General features: G+C 61.3%; 22 protein-coding genes. 3 read left to right on the top strand and 19 right to left on the bottom strand.

Annotation, left to right across the window (positions count from 1 at the left end):
• Nucleotides 1-3: 3 nt before the first annotated feature.
• The 16 genes from hisS to trmJ all read right to left on the bottom strand — a co-directional run bounded on the left by hisS (nt 4) and on the right by trmJ (nt 15201).
• On the bottom strand, nt 4-1281 hold the full coding sequence (gene hisS, locus E5E97_RS13870; protein WP_011705646.1) for a histidine--tRNA ligase: 1278 nt from the start codon (nt 1279-1281) through the stop codon (nt 4-6).
• A 138-nt stretch (nt 1282-1419) separates the two neighbouring features.
• Nucleotides 1420-2535, bottom strand: coding sequence for a flavodoxin-dependent (E)-4-hydroxy-3-methylbut-2-enyl-diphosphate synthase (ispG, locus tag E5E97_RS13865; RefSeq protein ID WP_016350405.1), 1116 nt, complete (start codon nt 2533-2535; stop codon nt 1420-1422).
• Nucleotides 2536-2545: 10 nt separating this feature from the next.
• Complete coding sequence (locus E5E97_RS13860; RefSeq protein ID WP_011705644.1) at nt 2546-3484, bottom strand: RodZ domain-containing protein; 939 nt, start codon at nt 3482-3484, stop codon at nt 2546-2548.
• Nucleotides 3474-4265 (bottom strand): PilW family type IVa pilus biogenesis/stability lipoprotein TapF, encoded by a 792-nt coding sequence (gene tapF, locus E5E97_RS13855; protein ID WP_011705643.1) that lies wholly within the window; start codon nt 4263-4265, stop codon nt 3474-3476. Before tapF ends, E5E97_RS13860 begins: the two co-directional genes overlap by 11 nt.
• 12 nt (nt 4266-4277) lie before the next feature.
• The gene (locus E5E97_RS13850) at nt 4278-5381 is read right to left on the bottom strand and encodes a bifunctional tRNA (adenosine(37)-C2)-methyltransferase TrmG/ribosomal RNA large subunit methyltransferase RlmN (protein WP_011705642.1); all 1104 of its coding nucleotides are present in this window, start codon (nt 5379-5381) and stop codon (nt 4278-4280) included.
• Between the two features lie 168 nt (nt 5382-5549).
• Nucleotides 5550-5978 carry a nucleoside-diphosphate kinase gene (gene ndk, locus E5E97_RS13845; RefSeq protein ID WP_011705641.1) on the bottom strand — a complete coding sequence of 143 codons (429 nt, stop codon included), beginning with the start codon at nt 5976-5978 and terminating at the stop codon, nt 5550-5552.
• Between the two features lie 268 nt (nt 5979-6246).
• Entirely contained in the window at nt 6247-7530 is a 1284-nt protein-coding gene (gene pepB, locus E5E97_RS13840; protein ID WP_016350402.1) for an aminopeptidase PepB, read from the bottom strand.
• The gene (gene pepB / locus E5E97_RS13835; protein ID WP_171280446.1) at nt 7527-8828 is read right to left on the bottom strand and encodes an aminopeptidase PepB; all 1302 of its coding nucleotides are present in this window, start codon (nt 8826-8828) and stop codon (nt 7527-7529) included. Before pepB (E5E97_RS13835) ends, pepB (E5E97_RS13840) begins: the two co-directional genes overlap by 4 nt.
• A 157-nt stretch (nt 8829-8985) precedes the next feature.
• Nucleotides 8986-9324 (bottom strand): ISC system 2Fe-2S type ferredoxin, encoded by a 339-nt coding sequence (gene fdx, locus E5E97_RS13830; RefSeq protein WP_005299781.1) that lies wholly within the window; start codon nt 9322-9324, stop codon nt 8986-8988.
• Between the two features lies 1 nt (nt 9325).
• Nucleotides 9326-11173 carry a Fe-S protein assembly chaperone HscA gene (gene hscA, locus E5E97_RS13825; RefSeq protein ID WP_171280445.1) on the bottom strand — a complete coding sequence of 616 codons (1848 nt, stop codon included), beginning with the start codon at nt 11171-11173 and terminating at the stop codon, nt 9326-9328.
• Nucleotides 11174-11201: 28 nt separating this feature from the next.
• Nucleotides 11202-11720, bottom strand: coding sequence for a co-chaperone HscB (gene hscB, locus E5E97_RS13820; RefSeq protein ID WP_016350399.1), 519 nt, complete (start codon nt 11718-11720; stop codon nt 11202-11204).
• Between the two features lie 122 nt (nt 11721-11842).
• The gene (gene iscA / locus E5E97_RS13815) at nt 11843-12166 is read right to left on the bottom strand and encodes an iron-sulfur cluster assembly protein IscA (protein WP_011705636.1); all 324 of its coding nucleotides are present in this window, start codon (nt 12164-12166) and stop codon (nt 11843-11845) included.
• Between the two features lie 15 nt (nt 12167-12181).
• On the bottom strand, nt 12182-12565 hold the full coding sequence (iscU, locus tag E5E97_RS13810) for a Fe-S cluster assembly scaffold IscU (protein WP_139748650.1): 384 nt from the start codon (nt 12563-12565) through the stop codon (nt 12182-12184).
• Between the two features lie 41 nt (nt 12566-12606).
• Nucleotides 12607-13821 carry an IscS subfamily cysteine desulfurase gene (locus E5E97_RS13805; protein WP_005299763.1) on the bottom strand — a complete coding sequence of 405 codons (1215 nt, stop codon included), beginning with the start codon at nt 13819-13821 and terminating at the stop codon, nt 12607-12609.
• A 57-nt stretch (nt 13822-13878) separates the two neighbouring features.
• Nucleotides 13879-14382, bottom strand: a complete 504-nt coding sequence (gene iscR, locus E5E97_RS13800) for a Fe-S cluster assembly transcriptional regulator IscR (RefSeq protein ID WP_011705634.1) — start codon at nt 14380-14382, stop codon at nt 13879-13881.
• Nucleotides 14383-14475: 93 nt separating this feature from the next.
• On the bottom strand, nt 14476-15201 hold the full coding sequence (gene trmJ / locus E5E97_RS13795) for a tRNA (cytosine(32)/uridine(32)-2'-O)-methyltransferase TrmJ (protein WP_171280444.1): 726 nt from the start codon (nt 15199-15201) through the stop codon (nt 14476-14478).
• 179 nt (nt 15202-15380) lie between these two features.
• On the opposite strand from trmJ, the gene E5E97_RS13790 reads away from it, so the two are divergent.
• Complete coding sequence (locus E5E97_RS13790) at nt 15381-15797, top strand: hypothetical protein (RefSeq protein WP_011705632.1); 417 nt, start codon at nt 15381-15383, stop codon at nt 15795-15797.
• Here the strand turns inward: E5E97_RS13790 and E5E97_RS13785 are convergent.
• The gene (locus tag E5E97_RS13785; protein ID WP_171280443.1) at nt 15744-16283 is read right to left on the bottom strand and encodes an SCP2 domain-containing protein; all 540 of its coding nucleotides are present in this window, start codon (nt 16281-16283) and stop codon (nt 15744-15746) included. The two genes, E5E97_RS13790 and E5E97_RS13785, sit on opposite strands and share 54 nt — an antisense overlap.
• A gap of 190 nt (nt 16284-16473) precedes the next feature.
• Between E5E97_RS13785 and E5E97_RS13780 the strand changes: the two genes are divergently transcribed.
• Both E5E97_RS13780 and E5E97_RS13775 read left to right on the top strand, forming a co-directional pair.
• Nucleotides 16474-17469, top strand: a complete 996-nt coding sequence (locus E5E97_RS13780) for a peptidase U32 family protein (protein WP_171280442.1) — start codon at nt 16474-16476, stop codon at nt 17467-17469.
• 12 nt (nt 17470-17481) lie between these two features.
• A complete protein-coding gene (locus E5E97_RS13775; RefSeq protein ID WP_171280441.1) occupies nt 17482-18354 on the top strand; it encodes a U32 family peptidase in 873 nt (290 codons plus the stop codon).
• 117 nt (nt 18355-18471) lie between these two features.
• Here E5E97_RS13775 and nlpI read toward each other — a convergent pair whose 3' ends face one another.
• Both nlpI and E5E97_RS13765 read right to left on the bottom strand, forming a co-directional pair.
• Nucleotides 18472-19419 (bottom strand): lipoprotein NlpI, encoded by a 948-nt coding sequence (gene nlpI, locus E5E97_RS13770; RefSeq protein ID WP_280940144.1) that lies wholly within the window; start codon nt 19417-19419, stop codon nt 18472-18474.
• Between the two features lie 90 nt (nt 19420-19509).
• On the bottom strand, nt 19510-19878 hold the full coding sequence (locus tag E5E97_RS13765) for a rhodanese-like domain-containing protein (RefSeq protein WP_171280440.1): 369 nt from the start codon (nt 19876-19878) through the stop codon (nt 19510-19512).
• Between the last annotated feature and the right edge of the window lie 98 nt (nt 19879-19976).

Genomic DNA, 19976 nt, shown 5'->3' with positions numbered 1-19976 from the left:
AGCTTACTCTCCTTTGGCTGCCAGCAGGGCAATGGCGGCGTCGACCGTGACGGTCTGTTGCTCGGCCTGGCCACGCAGATATTTGATGGTGATCTCCCCGTTTTGCACCTCGGTCTCGCCAAGGATCAGGGCAATGGCCGCGCCGCTCTTGTCGGCACGCTTGAGTTGTTTCTTGAAGTTGCCGCCGCCGCAGTGGCTCATCAGGCGCAAGTCAGGCAGGGCGTCGCGCAGCCGCTCGGCCAGCTGGAAACCGGCCTGTTCAGTGCCCTCGCCCACCATGGCCAGGTAGACATCCACCGCCGGGCGGATATCGCCGTTGAGTTCGAGGGTCTCGAGCATCAGCACCAGTCGTTCCATGCCCATGGCGAACCCCACAGCCGGCGTCGGCTGACCACCGAGCTGCTCCACCAGACCATCGTAACGACCACCGGCACAGACGGTGCCCTGAGCCCCCAGACTGTTGGTGACCCACTCAAACACGGTGAGGTTGTAGTAGTCGAGGCCGCGTACCAGCCGCTCGTTCACTTCGTACTGGATGCCGGCGGATTCGAGCAGGCGCTTGAGCCCCTCGAAGTGGGCCAGGCTCTCTTCGCCCAGGTGATCGAACAGACGCGGGGCACCCACCAGAATGGCTTGTACCTTCTCGTCCTTGGAGTCGAGCACCCGCAGCGGGTTGCTGTACATGCGGCGCTGGCTCTCTTCGTCCAGCTGATCCTTGTACTGCTCCAGGTAGGCGACCAGCGCATCGCGGTAGGCGGCGCGTTCGCTGCTCTGACCGAGCGTGTTGAGCTGCAGGGTTACGTGCTCGCTGATGCCGAACAGACGCCACAGGCGGTGGGTCAGCATGATGAGCTCGGCATCGATATCCGGCCCGTTGATGCCGAACAGTTCGACTCCGAACTGGTGGAACTGGCGATAGCGGCCCTTCTGGGGACGCTCGTGACGGAACATGGGGCCCATGTACCACATCCGGCGTTCCTGGTTGTAAAGCAGACCGTGCTCGATGCCGGCACGCACGCAGCTGGCGGTGCCTTCCGGGCGCAGACTCAGACTGTCGCCGTTGCGGTCTTCAAAGGTGTACATCTCTTTTTCGACCACGTCGGTCACTTCACCGATGGCGCGCTTGAACAGATGGGTCTGCTCGACAATCGGCATGCGCACTTCGCTGTAGCCATAGCTGGCCACGACCTGGCGCAGGATCTGTTCTACTTTCTGCCATACCGGGCTCTGCTCCGGCAGGCAATCATTCATACCGCGAATAGCTTGGATCTGTTTTGCCACGTTGATACTCGAGAAAAAGAGGTAAAATTTGGCCGCATTATAGGGATTTTCGACCCCGAGGTAAAATCAGGGTATTCCAATGCGGGATGTAAAATCAGCAACCTAAAGACAGGGCCACCCTGAGTGGCCCTTGGTTGCTCAACCCTCGTCCACCTGGATCTGGTTGGCCGGATCCAGCATGGCGGCCCGGGCGCGAATGCGGCGCTCCAGGGTCGGGATGAGATCCTTGTTGTCGAGCCGGTCCACCCGCTGACCACCCTCGTAGAAGGCGCTCTTGTTGGCCGCCCCCGCCAGACCCAGATCCGAGACCAGCGCCTCGCCCGGGCCATTCACCACGCAGCCGATGATGGAGACATCCATCGGGGTGATGATGTCTTCCAGCCGCTCTTCCAGGGCGTTGACCGTGCCGATGACGTCAAACTCCTGGCGGGAGCAGGAGGGACAGGCGATGAAGTTGATGCCGCGAGAACGGATGCGCAGGGATTTCAGGATGTCGAAACCCACCTTGATCTCTTCCACCGGATCGGCGGCCAGCGAAATGCGCAGGGTGTCGCCGATGCCTTCGCTCAGCAGCATGCCAAGGCCGATGGCGGACTTCACCGCGCCGGCGCGAAAACCGCCCGCCTCGGTGATGCCCAAATGCAGCGGCTGTTCAATCTGCTTGGCCAGCAGGCGATAGGCGCCGACCGCCAGGAAGACGTCGGACGCCTTGACGCTCACCTTGAAGTTGTCGAAGTTCAGGCGATCCAGATAGTCCACGTGGCGCATGGCTGACTCGAGCAGCGCCTCCGGGGTCGGTTCACCGTACTTCTCCTGAATGTCTTTCTCCAGCGAGCCGCCGTTGACGCCGATGCGGATCGGGATGTTGTAGTGACGGGCACAGTCGACCACGGCGCGAACCCGCTCCTCGTTGCCGATGTTGCCCGGGTTGATGCGCAGGCAATCGGCACCGTACTCGGCCACTTTCAGGGCGATGCGGTAGTCGAAGTGGATATCGGCGACGATGGGAATGCGGGTCTGCTGCTTGATGAGCTTGAAGGCTTCCGCCGCTTCCATGGTGGGAACCGAGACCCGCACGATGTCGGCGCCAACCCGCTCGATCCGCTGGATCTGCTCGACGGTGGCGGCCACGTCCGTGGTCTTGGTGTTGGTCATGGTCTGCACCGTGATGGGGGCATCGCCCCCAACCGGTACATTACCGACCATGATCTGCCTGGATTTACGACGAATGATGGGAGATTCGTGAGCGGACATGGCGGACAGATTACTCCTGCGGCAGTGAGAGGCGAGCAGTCCGGCCGTTGTTGTAACGGCTCATGTCGATGGACTTGCCCTGATATTCGATATTGACGGCCATGGGCGCACCAATGATGAATTTGAGCGGCTCGGGTCCTTCCAGTACCAGTTCGTCATTGGCCTTCTTGAGGCCGCTGAACAGGGTCTTGCCCTTGGCATCCTTGACATCCAGCCAGCAGTCGGCGGTGAAGCTCATCTTCAGCTGAGGCACCTTGGCCGGCTCGCTCGCGGCGGTATCGGCAGCCGGTTGCGTGGCAGTGGCGGCAGAGGTCGCAACCGCCGTGGTCGCCACGGCGCTGCTGGCATCGACCGGCAGCGTGGTCGCAGCGGCGCTCACTACGGGATCAGCCGAGGTCGCGGCCGCAGCGGAAGTTGCCGGAGCAACCACAGGGTCAGCCACGTCCACCGCCGGCGGCACTGTGGCGCTCGGGGTGTTGCTGGTTGCGCCCATTTCAGTCGCGGCCAGGGCCTCGTCACCGGCGGAGCGACGCGCCGTGCTCTGCCACCACCAGGCGACGGAGAGTGCGATCAGCACCAGGATCACCAGCCAGGTGACGACCTTGAGGCGGCTGTCGTTGGCCTGCTGACGGGAGCGACGGGAGAAGCTCTGCATGTCGATGTTGTCGGGGGGAGTCAGCCCCAGCTTGTCATAAGCCGCGAGGATGGTCTCTTCCGGGATACCGACCAGCTTGGCATAAGTACGCAGATAACCGCGAATGAAGGTATGGGACGTATGCTTGTCATACGTATCCGATTCGATCGCGGCAATCAGGGTCAGACGAAGGTGAATGCGAGACGCAACCTGTTCTCGTGTCCAGCCGAGCTGTTCACGGGCGTTGCGCAGCAGCTGGCCTGGGCCAACTGCCTGGGAGTCGTCTTGAAAATCGTGTGGCTGTTCAGTAGTCATTGGCTAAGTAACGCTTGGCTTGTTGCGAAGTGGGATATTGCCTTACCAGCTCAGTCCCGAATTGGTGAAGTAGTGCCGGTTTGTCCATGGCCTGCGCCAGCCGCAATCTCAACCAGAGACTGTTCTCGTTCTCGTCTGACACATCGGCAAAACGGGCGAGATAGGCCTGCACATCAGGCAGCTTGCCATCTTTCATGGAAAGCTCCGCCATGTCCAGCAATAACCTTGGATTGCGGGGATTATACCCCAAGGCCAAGCGATAATACTCGCTTGCTTTATCATTTCTGCGATTTTGCGCGGCGCAAAGTGCCGCGTTTTCATAGGTATCGGCAATCTTGATGTAGTTGGGCTGGCTGACGGCCTGCAGGAAGGCCTTTTCCGCCTCGTCGAAGCGACCACGATTGCAAAGGAAGGCGCCATAGTTGTTCATCGCGTCAGCATTGGACGGATCCATGGCAAGGGCTTTCTTGTAGCTCTCTTCGGCCGCCTTGAAATCTTCCACCTGCTGGTAGAAGTAGGCAAAACCGACGTAAACCTGAGGGTTGGCAGGGTCATACTGCAGCGCGCGGTCAAGGTTGAACTTGGCCTGCTCGGCGTTCCCCTGTTGCAGATATTGAATACCCAAATCCAGACGGGTCTGGGCTGCCGCCTTGAGATCGGGACCCACTTCACGCTGGGTGGAATTCTGGCCAGCGTAAGTGGTCTCGGTAACACAGCCTGGCAGCGCGCAGAGCGCTGCCACTACGATCAATGTACGTGTATCCATTCCCTGACTATACAATGGCTTAGCAAGTTAAACCATTTTGACGGAAATCCCATCCTGTTGCATCCGATTTTTCATGGTGCGCTTGGTGCGATCGATCACCTCCCCCACCAGCTGGCCGCAGGCCGCATCGATGTCGTCGCCACGGGTCTTGCGGACGATGACGGTGAAGCCGTATTCCATCAATACCTTGGAAAAACGGTCGATACGACTGTTGCTCGGCTTGCCGTAGGGGTTGCCCGGGAAGGGGTTGAACGGGATCAGGTTGATCTTGCTCGGGGTATCCTTGAGCACCTTGGCCAGCTCGTGGGCGTGCTGCATGTCGTCATTGATATGATCGAGCAGCACATATTCCACGGTCACCCGGCCGCCGTTGGCGTTGGACTTGCCGAGGTAGCGACGGACACCGGCGAGGAACTCCTCGATGTTGTACTTGTCGTTGATCGGCATGATCTCGGAGCGCAGCTTGTCGTTGGGCGCGTGCAGGGAGATGGCCAGGGCCACGTCAATCTGGTCGCCCAGCATGTCCAGTGCCGGTACCACGCCGGAGGTGGAGATGGTCACCCGGCGCTTGGAGATGCCGTAGCCGAAGTCGTCCATCATCAGCCGCATGGCCGGTACCACGTTGGCGAGGTTGAGCAGCGGCTCGCCCATCCCCATCATCACCACGTTAGTGATGGGACGCTTGCCGCCGACAATCTTGGCGGCGCGCCATACCTGGCCGATGATCTCGGAAACTTTCAGGTTGCGGTTGAAGCCTTGCTGGGCGGTAGAGCAGAACTTGCACTCGAGGGCGCAGCCTACCTGGGAGGAGACGCACAGGGTCGCCCGATCCTCTTCCGGAATGTAGACGGTCTCCACCTCCTGACCGCCAACCTGCAGCGCCCACTTGATGGTGCCGTCGGAGGAGCGCTGTTCGCGGCTCACTTCCGGCGCCCGGATCTCGGCGATCGCCTTGAGGCGCTCGCGCAGCACCTTGTTGACGTTGTTCATCTGATCGAAATCATCACAACCAAAGTGATAGATCCACTTCATCACCTGATCTGCCCGAAACGGCTTCTCGCCCAGTTCGACGAAGAAGGCACGCATGGCATCCCGATCAAGATCCAGCAGGTTGGTTTTTGTTTCGCTCATCAAGGGCCTCAGCTCACACACTTCATAAATTATCGGCTGACCTACGTCAGGGGGCGGCATTGTACAAATTATGGGTCCGGCTTTCCACCTGGAGAATAAGTGGATATTGACCGAATGACCAAAAAACAAAAGGGAGCCGAGGCTCCCTTGGGGTTCTTTCGACAGAAATCAGCCGCGCGGGCAGATCTCGGCGTCGGAGAAGAAGTAGGCGATTTCACGGGCAGCGGAGGCCGGTGCATCGGAGCCGTGCACGGCGTTGCGGTCGATGCTCTCGGCGAAGCAGGCGCGCAGGGTGCCGGCCAGGGCCTCTTTCGGGTTGGTGGCGCCCATGATTTCACGGTGGCGACGGATGGCCTCTTCGCCTTCCAGCACCTGGATCATGACGGGGCCGGAGGTCATGAAGCTGACCAGGCCGTCATAGAAAGGCTTGCCCTGGTGCTCGGCATAGAAACCGGCGGCTTGCTCGCTGCTCATGTGCAGCATCTTGGCGGCGATGACTTTCAGGCCAGCGCTCTCGAAACGGTTGTAGATGGCACCGATCAGGTTCTTGCTGACGGCATCCGGCTTGATGATGGAGAAGGTACGTTCGATGGCCATTGAGATCTTTCCTTAACTACAGAGATTTATTGTTAGAATCCATGTTCGGCGGCGATTATACGTAAACAAAAAGCGAAATAACACACAGAAAAGCAACTTTTTATTAAACAAATTCTTCCCTAAAACAACATCACAACTCATCTTGGCCCAGGCTGGCAGGAAAAAATGTGCGCTTGTGCACGATAGTCATGTTAACCCCCTGAAACCCAGGCTATTGCTCACCTCCCCCTGTCGAAAGGGCACCCGAGGGTGCCCTTGTCATTGCCGGTCAGCGGACTTCCGCCAGCAGGGTGTGAGCGATGGTGCGCATCCCCAGGGTGTTGGCCCCCGGCGCCCACAGGTTGTCGCCGTTCTCGCTGAAACAGGCGGCGAGATCGACGTGCAGCCAGCCCTGCCCCTCATTGGCGACGAAGCGGGAGAGGAAGCCCGCCGCGTTGGAGGCACCACCCGGACCGCCGCCCGGCACGGGCCGGCTGTTGGCGGTGTCGGCATAGTGGGACGGGCACTGCTGGCGATGCCAGGGTTCCAGCGGCAGCGGCCAGGCGGGTTCCTGTTCGGCATCCGCATAACCCATGGCGCGGCTCACCAGCCCCTTGTCCAGCCCGAACAGGGCATTGTAACGCCCCCCCAGCGCCATCACCGCCGCCCCGGTGAGGGTCGCGGCGTCGATGACCAGCGGCGCGCCAGAATCCCCGGCCAGCTGCAGGCCATCGGCCAGCACCAGCCTCCCCTCGGCGTCGGTGTTGACGATCTCCACCGTGGTGCCGTTCTTGTAGGTGAGGATGTCGCCCAGCTTGTAGGCGTGACCCGAGACCAGGTTCTCGGCGCAGCAGAGGATGAGCTTCACCCGCTTGTCGAGGCCGCGCAGAATGGCCAGCGCCAGGGCGCCGGTGACGATGGCCGCCCCGCCCATGTCGTGCTTCATGGTCAGCATGCCCTGGGAAGTCTTCATGGAGTAGCCGCCAGAGTCGAAGGTGATGCCCTTGCCCACCAGCGCCGCCGCCACCGGGGCTTTGGGATCCCGGCTAGGGTTGAAGTCCAGCTCCAGCAGCACGGGCTCGCGCTCGCTGCCACGGCCGACCTGATAGAGACCGACCCAGCCCGCCTGCTGCAAGGCTTCTCCCTTGAGGATGCGATGACTGATCCGGTCCGGCGCCAACTCGGTGATGAAGGCGGCAGCTTCAACCGCCAGCTCCAGCGGCCCCAGCTGTTCCGGCGTGGCATTGGTCATCTCCCGCACCCAGCGCCCGCACAGCCAGCGCGCCTCCAGCTCCTCCCGATCCTCCTCGGACGAAGTGGCCCACTGCAGCTCGACCTCCACCTTGGGGGTCTGCAGCCCTTGGGCAAAGGCCCACTGCTGCTCGCGCTCCCAGTGACCGGCCAGCACCACCTGCTGGATCCCCTGACTGCACAGACGCCGTGCCGCCTGCTGGATATCCAGCAAGGGGCTGGCGGTCACCAGATGGATCACCATGCCGTCGGCACGGTGGGAGAGCAGCGCCCCTTCACCCCACTCGGGAGCGGCAAATTCTCGGCTCAACCAGATGTTCATGCACTCACCTCCTGCAGCCAACGGGCAATCGTGCGCAGACCGTGGCCCTTGGCACCGGTCGCCCACAGGTCATTGCCCGATTTTTGATAGGAAGCGGCCAGATCCAGGTGCACCCAGCCCTTGCCTTCGTCACGTACGAAGCGCGACAGGAAAGCCGCCGCCGTAGTCGCACCGGCGGTGCCTTCGGCAGACGCCACGTTGCCCAGCTCGGCAAAGGCGGAGGTAAGCTGGCCCGCATGCCAGGGCTCCAGCGGCAGCGCCCAGGCCTGCTCGTTTTCGGCTTTGGCGGCAGCCAGCGCGCGGTCCTGCTCGGCCTCATCGAGGGCAAATACGGCGTTGTAGTCGCGGCCCAGCGCGGTCTTGGCGGCGCCGGTGAGGGTAGCGGCGTCGAGGATATAGGCAGCCCCGCTTTCGCTCGCGGCCAGCAGGCCGTCAGCCAGTACCAGGCGACCTTCCGCGTCGGTGTTCTGGATCTCGACCGAGATGCCGTTGCGATAGGTGAGGATGTCGCCGAGCTTGAAGGCATGGCCGGAGACCAGGTTCTCGGCGCAGCAAAGGATGAGTTTCACCCGCTTGTTCAGGCCGCGGCTGATGGCCAGCGCCAGCGCGCCGGTCACCATGGCGGCACCGCCCATGTCGGACTTCATCGGCAGCATGTTGTCGGAGGACTTCATGGAGTAGCCGCCGGAATCGAAGGTGATCCCCTTGCCCACCAGCGCCGCCAGCACGGGGGCATTGGCATCCCCGGTCGGGTTGTAGTCGAGCTCCAGCAGCACCGGCTCGCGCTCGCTGCCACGGCCCACCGACCAGATCCCGATGTGACCGGCCTCCTGCAGCGCCTCCCCGGCAGTAATGCGGGCGGTCACCTTGTCACCGGCGAGACTGCGGATGAGCAGCAGGGCGGATTCCGCCAGGCTCATGGGATAGATCTCCTGCGGGCAGCCGTTGGTCACTTCACGCACCCAGCGGGTCGCTTTGAGCAAGGCCGCCAGCTCGGCAGCCTCCTGGTCGCTCTGTTCGCCGAAATCGAGCTCGCGAACCCCCTTGGCGGCATAGAAGCCCTGGGCAAAGGCGTAGCGACGCTCCCCATTCCAGCCCTCACCCACCAGCTTGACGCGCTTGATACCGCTCGATTCTAGGCGTCTGGCAGCGCGCTGGATGGCGCGCAGCGCCTCCTTCTCCTGGCCACTGCCCAGATGGAGATGGGCTTCGTCGCCGTTGAAACTGAGCAGGGCACCCTCGCCCCAGTGGGCGGCGGCGGCCTGGGAAGACAACCGTACGTTCATCATGTCAGCCATGTTCTCTTGCTTCCTTTTTATTGGCACTTTCATCAACGAATAGGGAAATCACGGGCACAAAAAAGGCCGCTCCCTCAAGGGTCACGGCCTTCACCATATCATTACTGCACCACGAGATGCTGCACGCGCAATTCACTCATGTGTAATTAAGGGGTCATCAGTGGCGCTCAGACGCCAGATTCAGGGTGTACTTGGGCAGTTCCACCACCAGATCCTCGTCCGCCAGTCTGGCCTGGCAGCTGAGACGGGATTCCGGCTCCAGCCCCCACGCCTTGTCCAGCATGTCGTCTTCCAGCTCGTCGCTCGGCTCAAGGGAGTCGAAGCCTTCCCGCACCACGCAGTGGCAGGTGGTGCAGGCACAGGACTTCTCGCAGGCGTGCTCGATCTCGATACCGTTGCGCAGCGCGATGTCCAGAATGGTTTCACCGGTCGCGCCTTCGAGGGCCGCGCCGTCCGGACAGAGCTCGGGATGGGGCAGAATAATCAGTTTTGGCATATTACACCTTGTTGACGTTTTGTCCGGTCAGCACCTTGCGGATGGAGGCATCCATCCGGCGGGCTGCAAATTCGCCACTGGCAGCGTCCGCCGCCTCGATGGCCTCTTTGATCTGGTTGGTGGTGCCCGTGCTGCGCATGGTCAGCAGATGGGCGATGGCGGCATCCAGCTCGGCCCGCTCGGCGGGGCTCAATAAAGCCTCGCCATCGGCGGCCAGGGCGGCGTTGAGGCTCTCGACCACCCGGTCGGCCTCGACCTGCTGCTCCGCCAGCATGCGGGCGTCCATGTCCTGCTGGGCATTGGCGATGGAGGCGCTCAGCATGTTGAGGATGTCATCCTCACCCAGTCCGTAGGATGGCTTGACCTGGATCTCGGCCTGCACGCCGGAGGATTTCTCCATGGCGCTGACCGACAGCAAACCGTCCGCATCCACCTGGAAGGTAACCCGGATGTGGGCCGCCCCCGCCGCCATGGGCGGTATGCCGGTCAGGGTGAAGCGGGCCAAGGATCGGCAATCGGCCACCAGCTCGCGCTCGCCCTGCACCACGTGGATCGCCATCGCGGTCTGGCCATCCTTGAAGGTGGTGAACTCCTGGGCGCGGGCCACCGGAATGGTGGTATTGCGCGGGATCACCTTCTCGGCAAGGCCGCCCATGGTCTCAAGACCCAGGGAGAGCGGAATGACGTCCAGCAGCAGCATCTCGGCGTCAGGCTTGTTGCCCACCAGGATGTCGGCCTGGATGGCGGCACCGATGGCCACCACCTTGTCGGGGTCGATGCTGGTCAAGGGCGGACGCTGGAAGAACTCGCCCACCAGCTCGCGCACCAGCGGCACCCGAGTCGAACCGCCGACCATCACCACTTCCAGCACCTCCTCCTGCTCGAGTCCCGCATCGCGCAGGGCGCGGCGGCAGGCCAACAGGGTGCGTTTGACCAGCGGCTGGATCAGCTCGTCAAACTGGCTGCGGGTGATGGTGCCCTGCCAGCCGGCAAAGGTGCAGGGAACGGCGTCGGCGTCCGTCAGACCGTGTTTGACGGCGGCGGCCACATCCAGCAGTTCGCGCTGCAGACGGGCATCCAGCTCGCCAGTCAAACCGGCTTGTTCTTTCAACCAATCTGCCAGCAGGTGATCGAAATCATCGCCGCCCAGGGCCGAATCGCCACCGGTGGCCATCACTTCAAATACTCCGCGATGCAGGCGCAGGATGGAGATATCGAAGGTACCGCCCCCCAGGTCGTAGACGGCGATCACCCCTTCCTGGCCGGAGTCGAGGCCATAGGCGATGGCGGCGGCGGTCGGTTCGTTGAGCAGGCGCAGCACGTGCAGACCGGCCAGCCGGGCCGCATCCTTGGTACCCTGGCGCTGGGCGTCATCGAAATAGGCGGGCACAGTGATGACCACACCGTCGAGATCGCCACCGAGGGCGGCAGCGCCCCGCTCGGCCAGTTTCTTGAGGATCTCGGCCGAGACCTGAACCGGGTTGACCAGCCCTTGACGGGTCTGCAGCTGCGGCATGCCGTTGTCGGCCGCCACAAATTGATAGGGTTGCTGGCGGGTATCGATGTCGGCCAGCGCCTTGCCCATCATCCGCTTGGCGGAAACGATGGTGTTGTGCGGGTCGAGGGCGGCCTCGCGCTTGGCATCGACGCCGACCCGGATGGTGTCGGCCTGGTAATGCACGACGGAGGGCAGCAGATCACGCCCCTGCTCGTCGCAGAGGGTATCGGCCTGACCGCTGCGCACGGCGGCGACCAGCGAGTTGGTAGTGCCAAGATCGATGCCAACGGCACGTTTGTGCTGATGAGGTGCGGCGCTCTGGCCGGGCTCGGCGATTTGCAGTAATGCCATGGGTAATCAAACTTCCAGCGTTAAAGGATCAAGACTCGAACAGCGAGTCTTCGAATCGTTCCAGCTCCTCGAGGAGCTTGTCGACAAACTTGAGTTTGCGAACACAATCAGCCGCTCGCGGATCCTCGCCTGTGGCGAGGGCCTGGGTCAGCTGCTGCATCAACAACTGGTGATCATGCCTGATCTCCTGGCGAAAATCCTTGATGGCACGCTCAGGGTCAGTCTCCCCTTTCAGGTCGGCCAGCCGCTCGCGCCACTCCAGTTGCTGCATCAGAAACGCGGTATCTTGCAACGTCTGTTGCTCGCCACGAAGTTCGGTGCCACGCAGGGAGAGCAGGTACTCGGCTCGGCGCAGGGGCGCCTTGAGGGTAGTGAAGGCATCGTTGATCTGGGCGGCACGTTGCACCGCAGCCAGCTGCTCCCGCTCGGGGGCGGTGGCAAAACGATCGGGATGAAACTGGGTTTGCAACTGGCGGTAGGTCTCTGCCAGCTGACGGGTATCGAGCTCGAAGCCTTCAACCAGCCCAAACAGCTCGAAATAATTCATGCAGACCTCTTAGACACTGATGCTGCCCCCATGCCGCTCGCGCTCAGGTGGGCGAAGCGGCATGGTTGAACCGGCCGTGGCCGACCAGTTCAACGGACAAGCGATCATGTGTTGCACACATCTCAGACACTGAAGCTTTCGCCGCAACCACACTCGCCCTTGGCGTTGGGGTTGTTGAACTGGAAGCCCTCGTTGAGGCCCTCCTTGACGAAATCCAGTTCGGTGCCATCCAGGTGGATCAGACTCTTGGCATCGACGATTATCTTGACCCCGTCCTGCTCGAATACCTGATCTTCATCTGCCAGCTCATCGACGAACTCGAGCACATAGGCAAGACCCGAGCAGCCGGTGGTCTTGACGCCGAGGCGCAGGCCGATGCCCTTGCCCCGGTTGGTCAGAAACGAGGAAACCCGTGCCGCTGCGGCATCTGTCATGGTAATGGCCATACTGCGCTCCTGACCTTAGAGACCTTTCTTCTGCTTGTAATCGGCGATGGCGGCCTTGATGGCATCCTCGGCCAGAATGGAGCAGTGGATCTTCACCGGTGGCAGCGCCAGCTCTTCGGCGATATCGGTGTTCTTGATACCCGCCGCTTCATCCAGGGTCTTGCCCTTGACCCACTCGGTCACCAGGGAGCTGGAGGCGATGGCGGAACCACAACCGTAGGTCTTGAACTTGGCATCTTCGATGATGCCATCTTCGCTGATCTTCAGTTGCAGCTTCATCACGTCACCACAGGCCGGTGCACCGACCATGCCGGTAGCGATGCTGGGATCGTTCTTGTCGAAGCCACCTACGTTACGGGGGTTCTCGTAGTGGTCGATTACTTTTTCACTGTAAGCCATATCTAACTCCTGCTAATTCCGTTGAACACCGATCCCGCGGATCAGTGATGAGCCCATTCGACCGTGTTCAGATCGACGCCGTCCTTGTACATCTCCCACAGGGGAGACATCTCGCGCAGACGACCGATGGAGTCACGGATAAGCTTGATTGCGTAATCAATCTCTTCCTCGGTGGTGAAGCGACCCATGCTGAAACGGATGGAGCTGTGCGCCAGCTCGTCGTTCAGGCCCAGTGCGCGCAGCACGTAGGAGGGCTCCAGGCTGGCCGAGGTACAGGCAGAACCAGAAGAGACCGCCAGATCCTTCAGCGCCATGATGAGGGATTCCCCTTCCACATAGGCGAAGCTGACGTTGAGGTTGCCCGGCACACGCTGTTCCAGGTCACCGTTGATGTAGACCTCTTCGATATCCTTGATGCCGTCCCACAGACGCTGACGCAGGGCCATGATGCGCTGACCTTCGCTCACCATCTCTTCCTTGGCGATGCGGAAGGCTTCGCCCATGCCGACGATCTGGTGAGTCGGCAGGGTGCCTGAACGCATGCCGCGCTCGTGACCACCACCGTGCATCTGGGCTTCCAGGCGCACACGCGGCTTGCGACGCACGTAGAGGGCACCAATGCCTTTCGGGCCGTATACCTTGTGGGCGGACATGGAGAGCAGGTCAACCTTGAGCGCTTCCACGTCGACCGGGATCTTGCCCACGCTCTGTACTGCATCCACGTGCAGCAGGATCTTGCGGGAGCGGCACAGCTCGCCGATGGCGGCAATGTTCTGCACCACGCCGATCTCGTTGTTGACGTGCATGATGCTGACCAGGATGGTGTCATCACGCAGGGCGCCTTCGATCTGTTCCAGGGTGAACAGGCCATTGGGCATCGGCTCGAGGTAGGTTACCTCATAGCCTTCGCGCTCCAGCTGGCGACAGGTATCCAGTACCGCCTTGTGTTCGGTCTTGGAGGTAACGATGTGCTTGCCCTTGCCGGCGTAGAAATGGGCGACGCCCTTGATGGCGAGGTTGTTGGATTCAGTCGCACCGGAGGTGAAGACGATCTCGCGCGGGTCGGCACCGATCAGCTCTGCCACTTGATTACGGGCCAGATCGACCGCCTCTTCGGCTTGCCAGCCAAAGCGGTGGGAACGGGAAGCTGGATTGCCGAACAGGCCATCCATGGTGAGACACTGCATCATTTTTTCTGCGACACGCGGGTCCACCGGACAGGTTGCCGAATAATCAAGGTAAATAGGCAGTTTCATGTTTTTCTCCGTTACAGCCAGGGTCATACATCGACCAGCTGTGGAAAGCACGTTTGTTTATAGTTGGACTTTCAAGCTCACATCGCCGCGTTCTGCCCGGTCTACCAGGGACAACACGGTTTTCATTTGTTCATCTTGCTTGCCGGCAATCCGGCGCACATCGGCCTGATCAACCAGCTCGGCCAGGGTGATGTCCCCCAGGAAGCTGGAGATCCGCTCGCTCAGGTCACGCCACAGGGAGTGAGTGAGGCACTGGGTGCCGCCGTGGCAGCCGCCTTTGCCGAGGCACTTGGTGGCATCCACCGATTCGTCGACCGCGGTGATCACCTGACCGACCGAGATGGCATTCGGCGCCAGACCGAGGCGATAACCGCCGCCCGGGCCACGCACGCTGCTCACCAGGCCATGCTTGCGCAGGCGGGCAAACAACTGCTCCAGATAGGACAAGGAGATGCCCTGGCGCTCCGAAATATCAGCCAGGGGCACGGGCCCCTGCTCTGCATGCAACGCCACGTCGAGCATGGCAGTCACAGCGTAACGTCCTTTTGAGGTCAGTCTCATATGCCTTACCGTTTTGCGAACCAATCAATATGGGCATATGGTCACATACCCGACTAAATCAGTCAAGTATATGGTTGAGTAATCCAGTCGGGTTTAATCCTGCGGTCTCGGTTTTTGTACCGAGGTCAGAATGCCGCGCAGGATATTGAGTTCCACCGCCTCCGGACGAGCCCGGTTGAACAGGCGACGCAGCTTGCTCATGACCTGTCCCGGATGGTCATCGGCGATGAAGCCGGTCTTGAGCAGCGTCTGCTCCAGATGCTCATAGAAGCCTTCCAGCTGCTCGGCGCTGGGATAATCCACCGCCATGTCGGTCTCACCGACCTGTTCCTGCTGCAGCCAGTGCATCCGCACCTCATAGCAGAGAGTCTGCACCGCCATGGCCAAGTTGAGGGAGCTGTACTCCGGGTTGGCCGGAATGGCCACGTGGTAGTGGCACTTTTGCAGCTCGTCATTGGTCAGGCCGGTGCGTTCACGGCCAAATACCAGCGCCACCGGATACTGCATCCCCTCGGTTACCAGCTTCTCGCCCGCTTCGCGGGGGTCCAGCATGGGCCAGCTCAGGGTACGGGAGCGGGCACTGGTACCGATGACCAGACCACAATCCGCAATGGCTTCATCCAGGGTCGACACGATACGGGCATTGGCCAGCAGATCGCTGGCACCGGCGGCCAGCGCATAGGCGTTGTCATCAGGCTGTGCTTGCGGATCAACCAGCACCATCTGGCTCAAGCCCATGGTCTTCATGGCGCGCGCCGCAGAGCCCATGTTGCCGGTGTGAGAAGTGTTTACCAACACGATACGAATATGATCCAACATGCCCAGTCAATCTTCAGTCAAAAATGGCGCGCAATTGTAACATAGCCAATCGCTATTTTGGCACCGTAAATGGCGCGCCAATTCACAACAATGACGCCGTTTTGCAGAACAAAGCGGTATGAGGCGGGTGTGCTGACTGGCTAGACTTGAAGGATGGTAAGGTGAAAAGTGGAGGCAACATGTGCCCACGCTGGCTTTATGAGAGGTTGCCGGTCTGCTATCTGCTGGTGGCGGTCGGCATCATCCTGCTCAGCCACTCCCCGCTGCTCTGGCTAGCGGGCACCTTGCTGTTTGTCGCCGGCGCCACCGTCTGGATGATGCGATCCAGCTATCGGCGTACCGATCTGGTCATCTTCCCGACCAAACGCTGGTTTCAGCCGGAGTGGCTCTACGAGGCCCAGCCGTTCATCTGGCTGGCGCTGGGTCTGCTGCTCTCGCGCCTTCCCAACGCCGGCGCCCTGCTGGCACTGCTGCCCTGTCTGTGGGCCTGTCGCTGCCTGTGGGCTCGCAATCACTACCGCCACCATGCCGATGGACTGGTCTCACAGCTGAGGCGCAACCCCACCCGCCGGCGCAGAGTGCGCCTCTTGCGCTGAGCCCGCCTTCGCCCGCTCGATGAAGGTGGCAAGATCCAGCAAGGGATAACGCACCAGGCTTGGCAAACCGTCCAGATCCAGGCTGTCCATCAGGTTTTTCACCTCCAGCCCCAGCTCGGTGCTCCCTTCAATCTTCAGCTTGCGCTGGAAGAAGAGAGAGTCGGGATCTTCCTTGCGCCCGGCAATCAAAATGAGGTCGTTGGTAGTGCCGCTGAAACAGACATCGGCCTGCTCGCAATGACGCGCCACCACCAGCTTGCCATCCTGCTCGCTGATGAACCAGCACAGCTCCAGATCAGAGACTTCGACCTTGAGCCACTTGCCCGCCAGAAATTCAAAGTCGCCATCTGCGATGGCCTCTTTGAACACGCTGGCCAGCAGGCGCTCCATCAGGTTCTGCTGCAAGGAAAATGGCACCAGTTTGAGGGGATGGCGCAGAATGCGGGGAGCCTGTTCGACCAGGCGACGTTGCAGTTGTTGAAACACGATAAACTCCCAGTTTTTTGCGCATTCAAGCACAGGGCCGCAGCCATGATCCTGTTGGAAATCAAACTTGTGCCCACTTACCTCAAGAAGGGTAAAGCCACACAAAGCTGCCTCAGGTCAAAAAGTGGAAGGACGCCGGTGAATACAATCGGGCCACTTTTGCATTTTTTGCCCTCTCGGAGCGTACCCGATGGAATTACTCTGTCCGGCAGGCAGTTTGCCGGCACTGAAAACAGCCGTGGATAACGGGGCCGATGCGGTCTATATCGGCTTCAAGGATGACACCAACGCCCGCCATTTCGCCGGGCTCAACTTCACCGACAGCAAGCTGGAGAAAGCGGTCGACTATGTGCACCAGCATGGCCGCAAACTCCATATCGCCATCAACACCTTCGCCCACCCGGGCTCCGATACCCGCTGGCAGCAGGCGGTGGACAAGGGCGCCGCACTGGGTGCCGATGCCCTGATCATCGCCGACCTCGCCGTGCTCGACTATGCCAGCCGCCGCTACCCGGATCTGGAGCTGCACGTCTCGGTGCAGGCCAGTGCCACCAACGCCGCCGCCATCCGCTTCTACCAGCAGCACTTCAACGTCGGTCGGATGGTGTTGCCCCGCGTCCTCTCCATGCATCAGGTGAGGCAGCTGGCCCGCGAGACCGACGTCGGTCTAGAGGTGTTCGCCTTTGGCAGCCTCTGCATCATGGCGGAGGGACGCTGCTACCTCTCCTCCTACATGACCGGCGAGAGCCCCAATACCGTCGGCGCCTGCTCACCGGCCAAGTTCGTGCGCTGGGAGGAGACCCCGAGCGGCCTCGAGTCTCGCCTCAACGAGGTGCTGATCGACCGTTACGGCCCCGGGGAAAACGCCGGCTACCCGACCCTGTGCAAGGGCCGCTTCGAGGTGGATGGTCAGACCTACCACGCACTGGAAGAGCCCACCAGCCTCAATACCCTTGGCCTGTTGCCCGAGCTATTCCAGACCGGTATCCAGTCGGTCAAGATCGAAGGTCGCCAACGCAGCCCCGCCTATGTGGAGCAGGTCACCCGAGTCTGGCGCGCCGCCATCGACGCCTATCAGGCCAACCCGGAAGCCTATCAGGTCAAGGCCGAGTGGGATGCCCAGCTCGCCCGCGTCTCCGAGGGGAGCCAGACCACCCTCGGTGCCTATCATCGCCAGTGGCAATAAGGAGCCCTGTTCATGAAATTCTCTCTCGGCCCCCTGCTCTTCTACTGGCCCAAGGCCGACACCCAGGGCTTCTATCAGGCGGCCGCCGCCAGCCAGGCCGACATCGTCTATCTGGGGGAAACCGTCTGCAGCAAGCGCCGCGAACTGAAAGTGGATGACTGGATTGCCCTCGCCCGTCAGGTGGCCGGCTCGGGCAAGCAGGCGGTGCTCTCCACACTGGCGCTCATCTCCGCCCCCTCCGAGCTCAAGGAGGTCAAGCGGCTGGTCGACAACGGCGAGCTGATGATCGAGGCCAACGATCTGGGGGCGGTCCAGCTCGCCAGCGAAGCCGGGCTGCCGTTCGTCTGCGGCCCCGCCATCAACGCCTACAACGCCGACGTGCTGCGCATGCTGCTCAAACAGGGGATGCAGCGCTGGGTGATGCCGGTGGAGCTGTCACGGGACTGGCTGGTGCAGCTCAATCAGGATCTGGGCACTGCCCGCCAGCAGTTCGAGGTGGAGGTGTTCGCCTACGGCCACCTGCCGCTCGCCTACTCGGCGCGCTGCTTCACCGCCCGCTCCCTCGACCGCCCCAAGGACAACTGCGAACTGGCCTGCATCGACTACCCCACCGGTCGGCTCGCCAGCAGTCGCGAGGGGCAGAAGGTGTTCAACCTCAACGGCATCCAGACCCAGTCCGGTTATTGCTACAACCTGGGCAACGATCTGGCCGGGATGGAGGGGCTGGTGGATGTGGTGCGCCTCTCCCCCGAGGGGCTGGACACCCTGACGATGCTGGAGCGCTTCAAGGCCAATGAACAAGGCCAGGCTCCCCTGCCCCTGCAGCAGGAGCGGGACTGCAACGGTTACTGGCGTCAGATCCCCGGCATGATGCTGGCGCAGTGAGCCGGCGGTGTACCGTCTGACGGGGGTGACTCACCCCCTCGCATCTGACACCCGGACAGCAAAAAGGCCTCGCAATGAGGCCTTTTCTACATCATTCAAACCGGCAACAGGGCAAGCTCAGGATGCCTGCTTGCTGCTCTTGCCCTGGGCACTCTGGGCACCGGGCGGCAGGGGTTTGCGCGCCATCAGCTCCAGCTCGAGCAGGGCATATCTGTGCTCGATGAAGTCATACACGTTGTTGGCGAGCGCCAGCTTGAAGTAGCTGATGGCTTCCTTGCGGTTGCCCTTGGCCAGTTCAAACTTGCCGAGGTAGAAGTAGGTTTCGCACAGGCGCTCGGCGAGCTCCCGGTTGTCCTTCACCCCTTTCACCACGTTGCCCATCAACTGGGTGGCATTGAGTTCGCCGGTATAGAGGCGCACCAGATCCCAGTTCCAGGCATCGTCATCGTACTTGTTGAGCCGCTCGCGCATCCGGCTCATGGCGGCCGGGGCATTGAGCTTCTGTTCGGCCAGATAGAGCCAGATCACCCGATAGGGATCTTCCGGCTGCGCCTCGTAGAAGCGCTTCATATCGGCCGCGGCCAGCTCGGGACGATTGCCGTAATAGAGCGCAATGCCACGATTCAGGTAGGCATAGTCATAATCGGGAGCCAGCTCGAGGGCGGAATCAAATGCCTCGTAGGCCTCGTCATAATTCTGCTGCTGCACCAGATAGACGCCGATGAAGTTGTAGGCTTCGGCGAAATCCGGCTTCTCCCGCAAGGCGCGGTTGAAATCCAGCCGCGCCAGAGAGCGCAAGCCTACCCGGTCAAACACGACAGCACGCTCATAAAACAGTTCAGCCCGTTGCTCCGTGGTCAATTCCATCTCGCTGAGCATCTGCCCGAGTCGCGCCAACGCCAACTCGCTCTGGTAAGAGACCTGCAGGGGGGTCGCCAATACCAGTGAAGCGGGTTGCGGCTTGGGAACTTGAGGCGCTTCAACCTGACTGCTACTGCTGCAACCCCACATGGGGAGCAGCAACAGGATACCAAGGAGGTATCCAATCCCTTTCCTGACGTTCAATGAACACTCCGACGCTTACGCTTGACCCGGCATATGGTAAAGGTCAGCCGACACTTTGTCATGTGGCTGAGCCTCTCTCCCTCAAATAAATCAGGATTCGACAGGGTATCCGGCATCACACCAGCCCCGAAAGCCACCATCGACGCTGGCCACCCGACCGTAGCCCATCTTCTGCAGGTTCTCCGCCACCAGAATGGAGCGAAATCCCCCACCACAATAGAGGTAGAGCTCGGTGTCGGGATCCGGGTAACGGGTCTCGATGTCCCGCTCGATCACCCCGCGACCGAGGTAGGTCGCCCCCGGCAGATGGCCCCTGGCCCACTCGCTCTCTTCCCGCACGTCGATCAGGTGAAAGGTGCGCCCCTCATCCTGCCAGCGTTTGATCTGGTGCACGTCGGTCTCCTGCACATGGGGACGAATGGCCTCTACCAGTGCCAGAAAACGGGGATTGTGTTGCATGGCTTGCTCCTTGCCTGTTGGCCAACAGCCGTGGGTGAAACCGTCATAATGACTCACCCGGACGATAAGAGAAAGGGCGCCTCACGGCGCCCTTGTCA

Source organism: Aeromonas sp. 2692-1 (assembly GCF_013085505.1).
In the GTDB taxonomy this organism is placed as follows: domain Bacteria; phylum Pseudomonadota; class Gammaproteobacteria; order Enterobacterales; family Aeromonadaceae; genus Aeromonas; species Aeromonas hydrophila.
This window is presented reverse-complemented; position numbering and strand designations above follow the sequence as displayed.

Coding starts and splice junctions, on each gene's coding strand:
- E5E97_RS13765 (WP_171280440.1), bottom strand. CDS start 19,878: ATGCAACACAATCCCCGTTTTCTGGCACTGGTAGAGGCCATTCGTCCC.
- E5E97_RS13805 (WP_005299763.1), bottom strand. CDS start 13,821: ATGAAACTGCCTATTTACCTTGATTATTCGGCAACCTGTCCGGTGGAC.
- E5E97_RS13860 (WP_011705644.1), bottom strand. CDS start 3,484: ATGACTACTGAACAGCCACACGATTTTCAAGACGACTCCCAGGCAGTT.
- pepB (WP_171280446.1), bottom strand. CDS start 8,828: ATGGCTGACATGATGAACGTACGGTTGTCTTCCCAGGCCGCCGCCGCC.
- trmJ (WP_171280444.1), bottom strand. CDS start 15,201: ATGTTGGATCATATTCGTATCGTGTTGGTAAACACTTCTCACACCGGC.
- E5E97_RS13780 (WP_171280442.1), top strand. CDS start 16,474: ATGGAATTACTCTGTCCGGCAGGCAGTTTGCCGGCACTGAAAACAGCC.
- hscA (WP_171280445.1), bottom strand. CDS start 11,173: ATGGCATTACTGCAAATCGCCGAGCCCGGCCAGAGCGCCGCACCTCAT.
- iscR (WP_011705634.1), bottom strand. CDS start 14,382: ATGAGACTGACCTCAAAAGGACGTTACGCTGTGACTGCCATGCTCGAC.
- fdx (WP_005299781.1), bottom strand. CDS start 9,324: ATGCCAAAACTGATTATTCTGCCCCATCCCGAGCTCTGTCCGGACGGC.
- E5E97_RS13790 (WP_011705632.1), top strand. CDS start 15,381: ATGTGCCCACGCTGGCTTTATGAGAGGTTGCCGGTCTGCTATCTGCTG.
- E5E97_RS13775 (WP_171280441.1), top strand. CDS start 17,482: ATGAAATTCTCTCTCGGCCCCCTGCTCTTCTACTGGCCCAAGGCCGAC.
- iscA (WP_011705636.1), bottom strand. CDS start 12,166: ATGGCCATTACCATGACAGATGCCGCAGCGGCACGGGTTTCCTCGTTT.
- hscB (WP_016350399.1), bottom strand. CDS start 11,720: ATGAATTATTTCGAGCTGTTTGGGCTGGTTGAAGGCTTCGAGCTCGAT.
- pepB (WP_016350402.1), bottom strand. CDS start 7,530: ATGAACATCTGGTTGAGCCGAGAATTTGCCGCTCCCGAGTGGGGTGAA.
- ndk (WP_011705641.1), bottom strand. CDS start 5,978: ATGGCCATCGAACGTACCTTCTCCATCATCAAGCCGGATGCCGTCAGC.
- iscU (WP_139748650.1), bottom strand. CDS start 12,565: ATGGCTTACAGTGAAAAAGTAATCGACCACTACGAGAACCCCCGTAAC.
- E5E97_RS13850 (WP_011705642.1), bottom strand. CDS start 5,381: ATGAGCGAAACAAAAACCAACCTGCTGGATCTTGATCGGGATGCCATG.
- ispG (WP_016350405.1), bottom strand. CDS start 2,535: ATGTCCGCTCACGAATCTCCCATCATTCGTCGTAAATCCAGGCAGATC.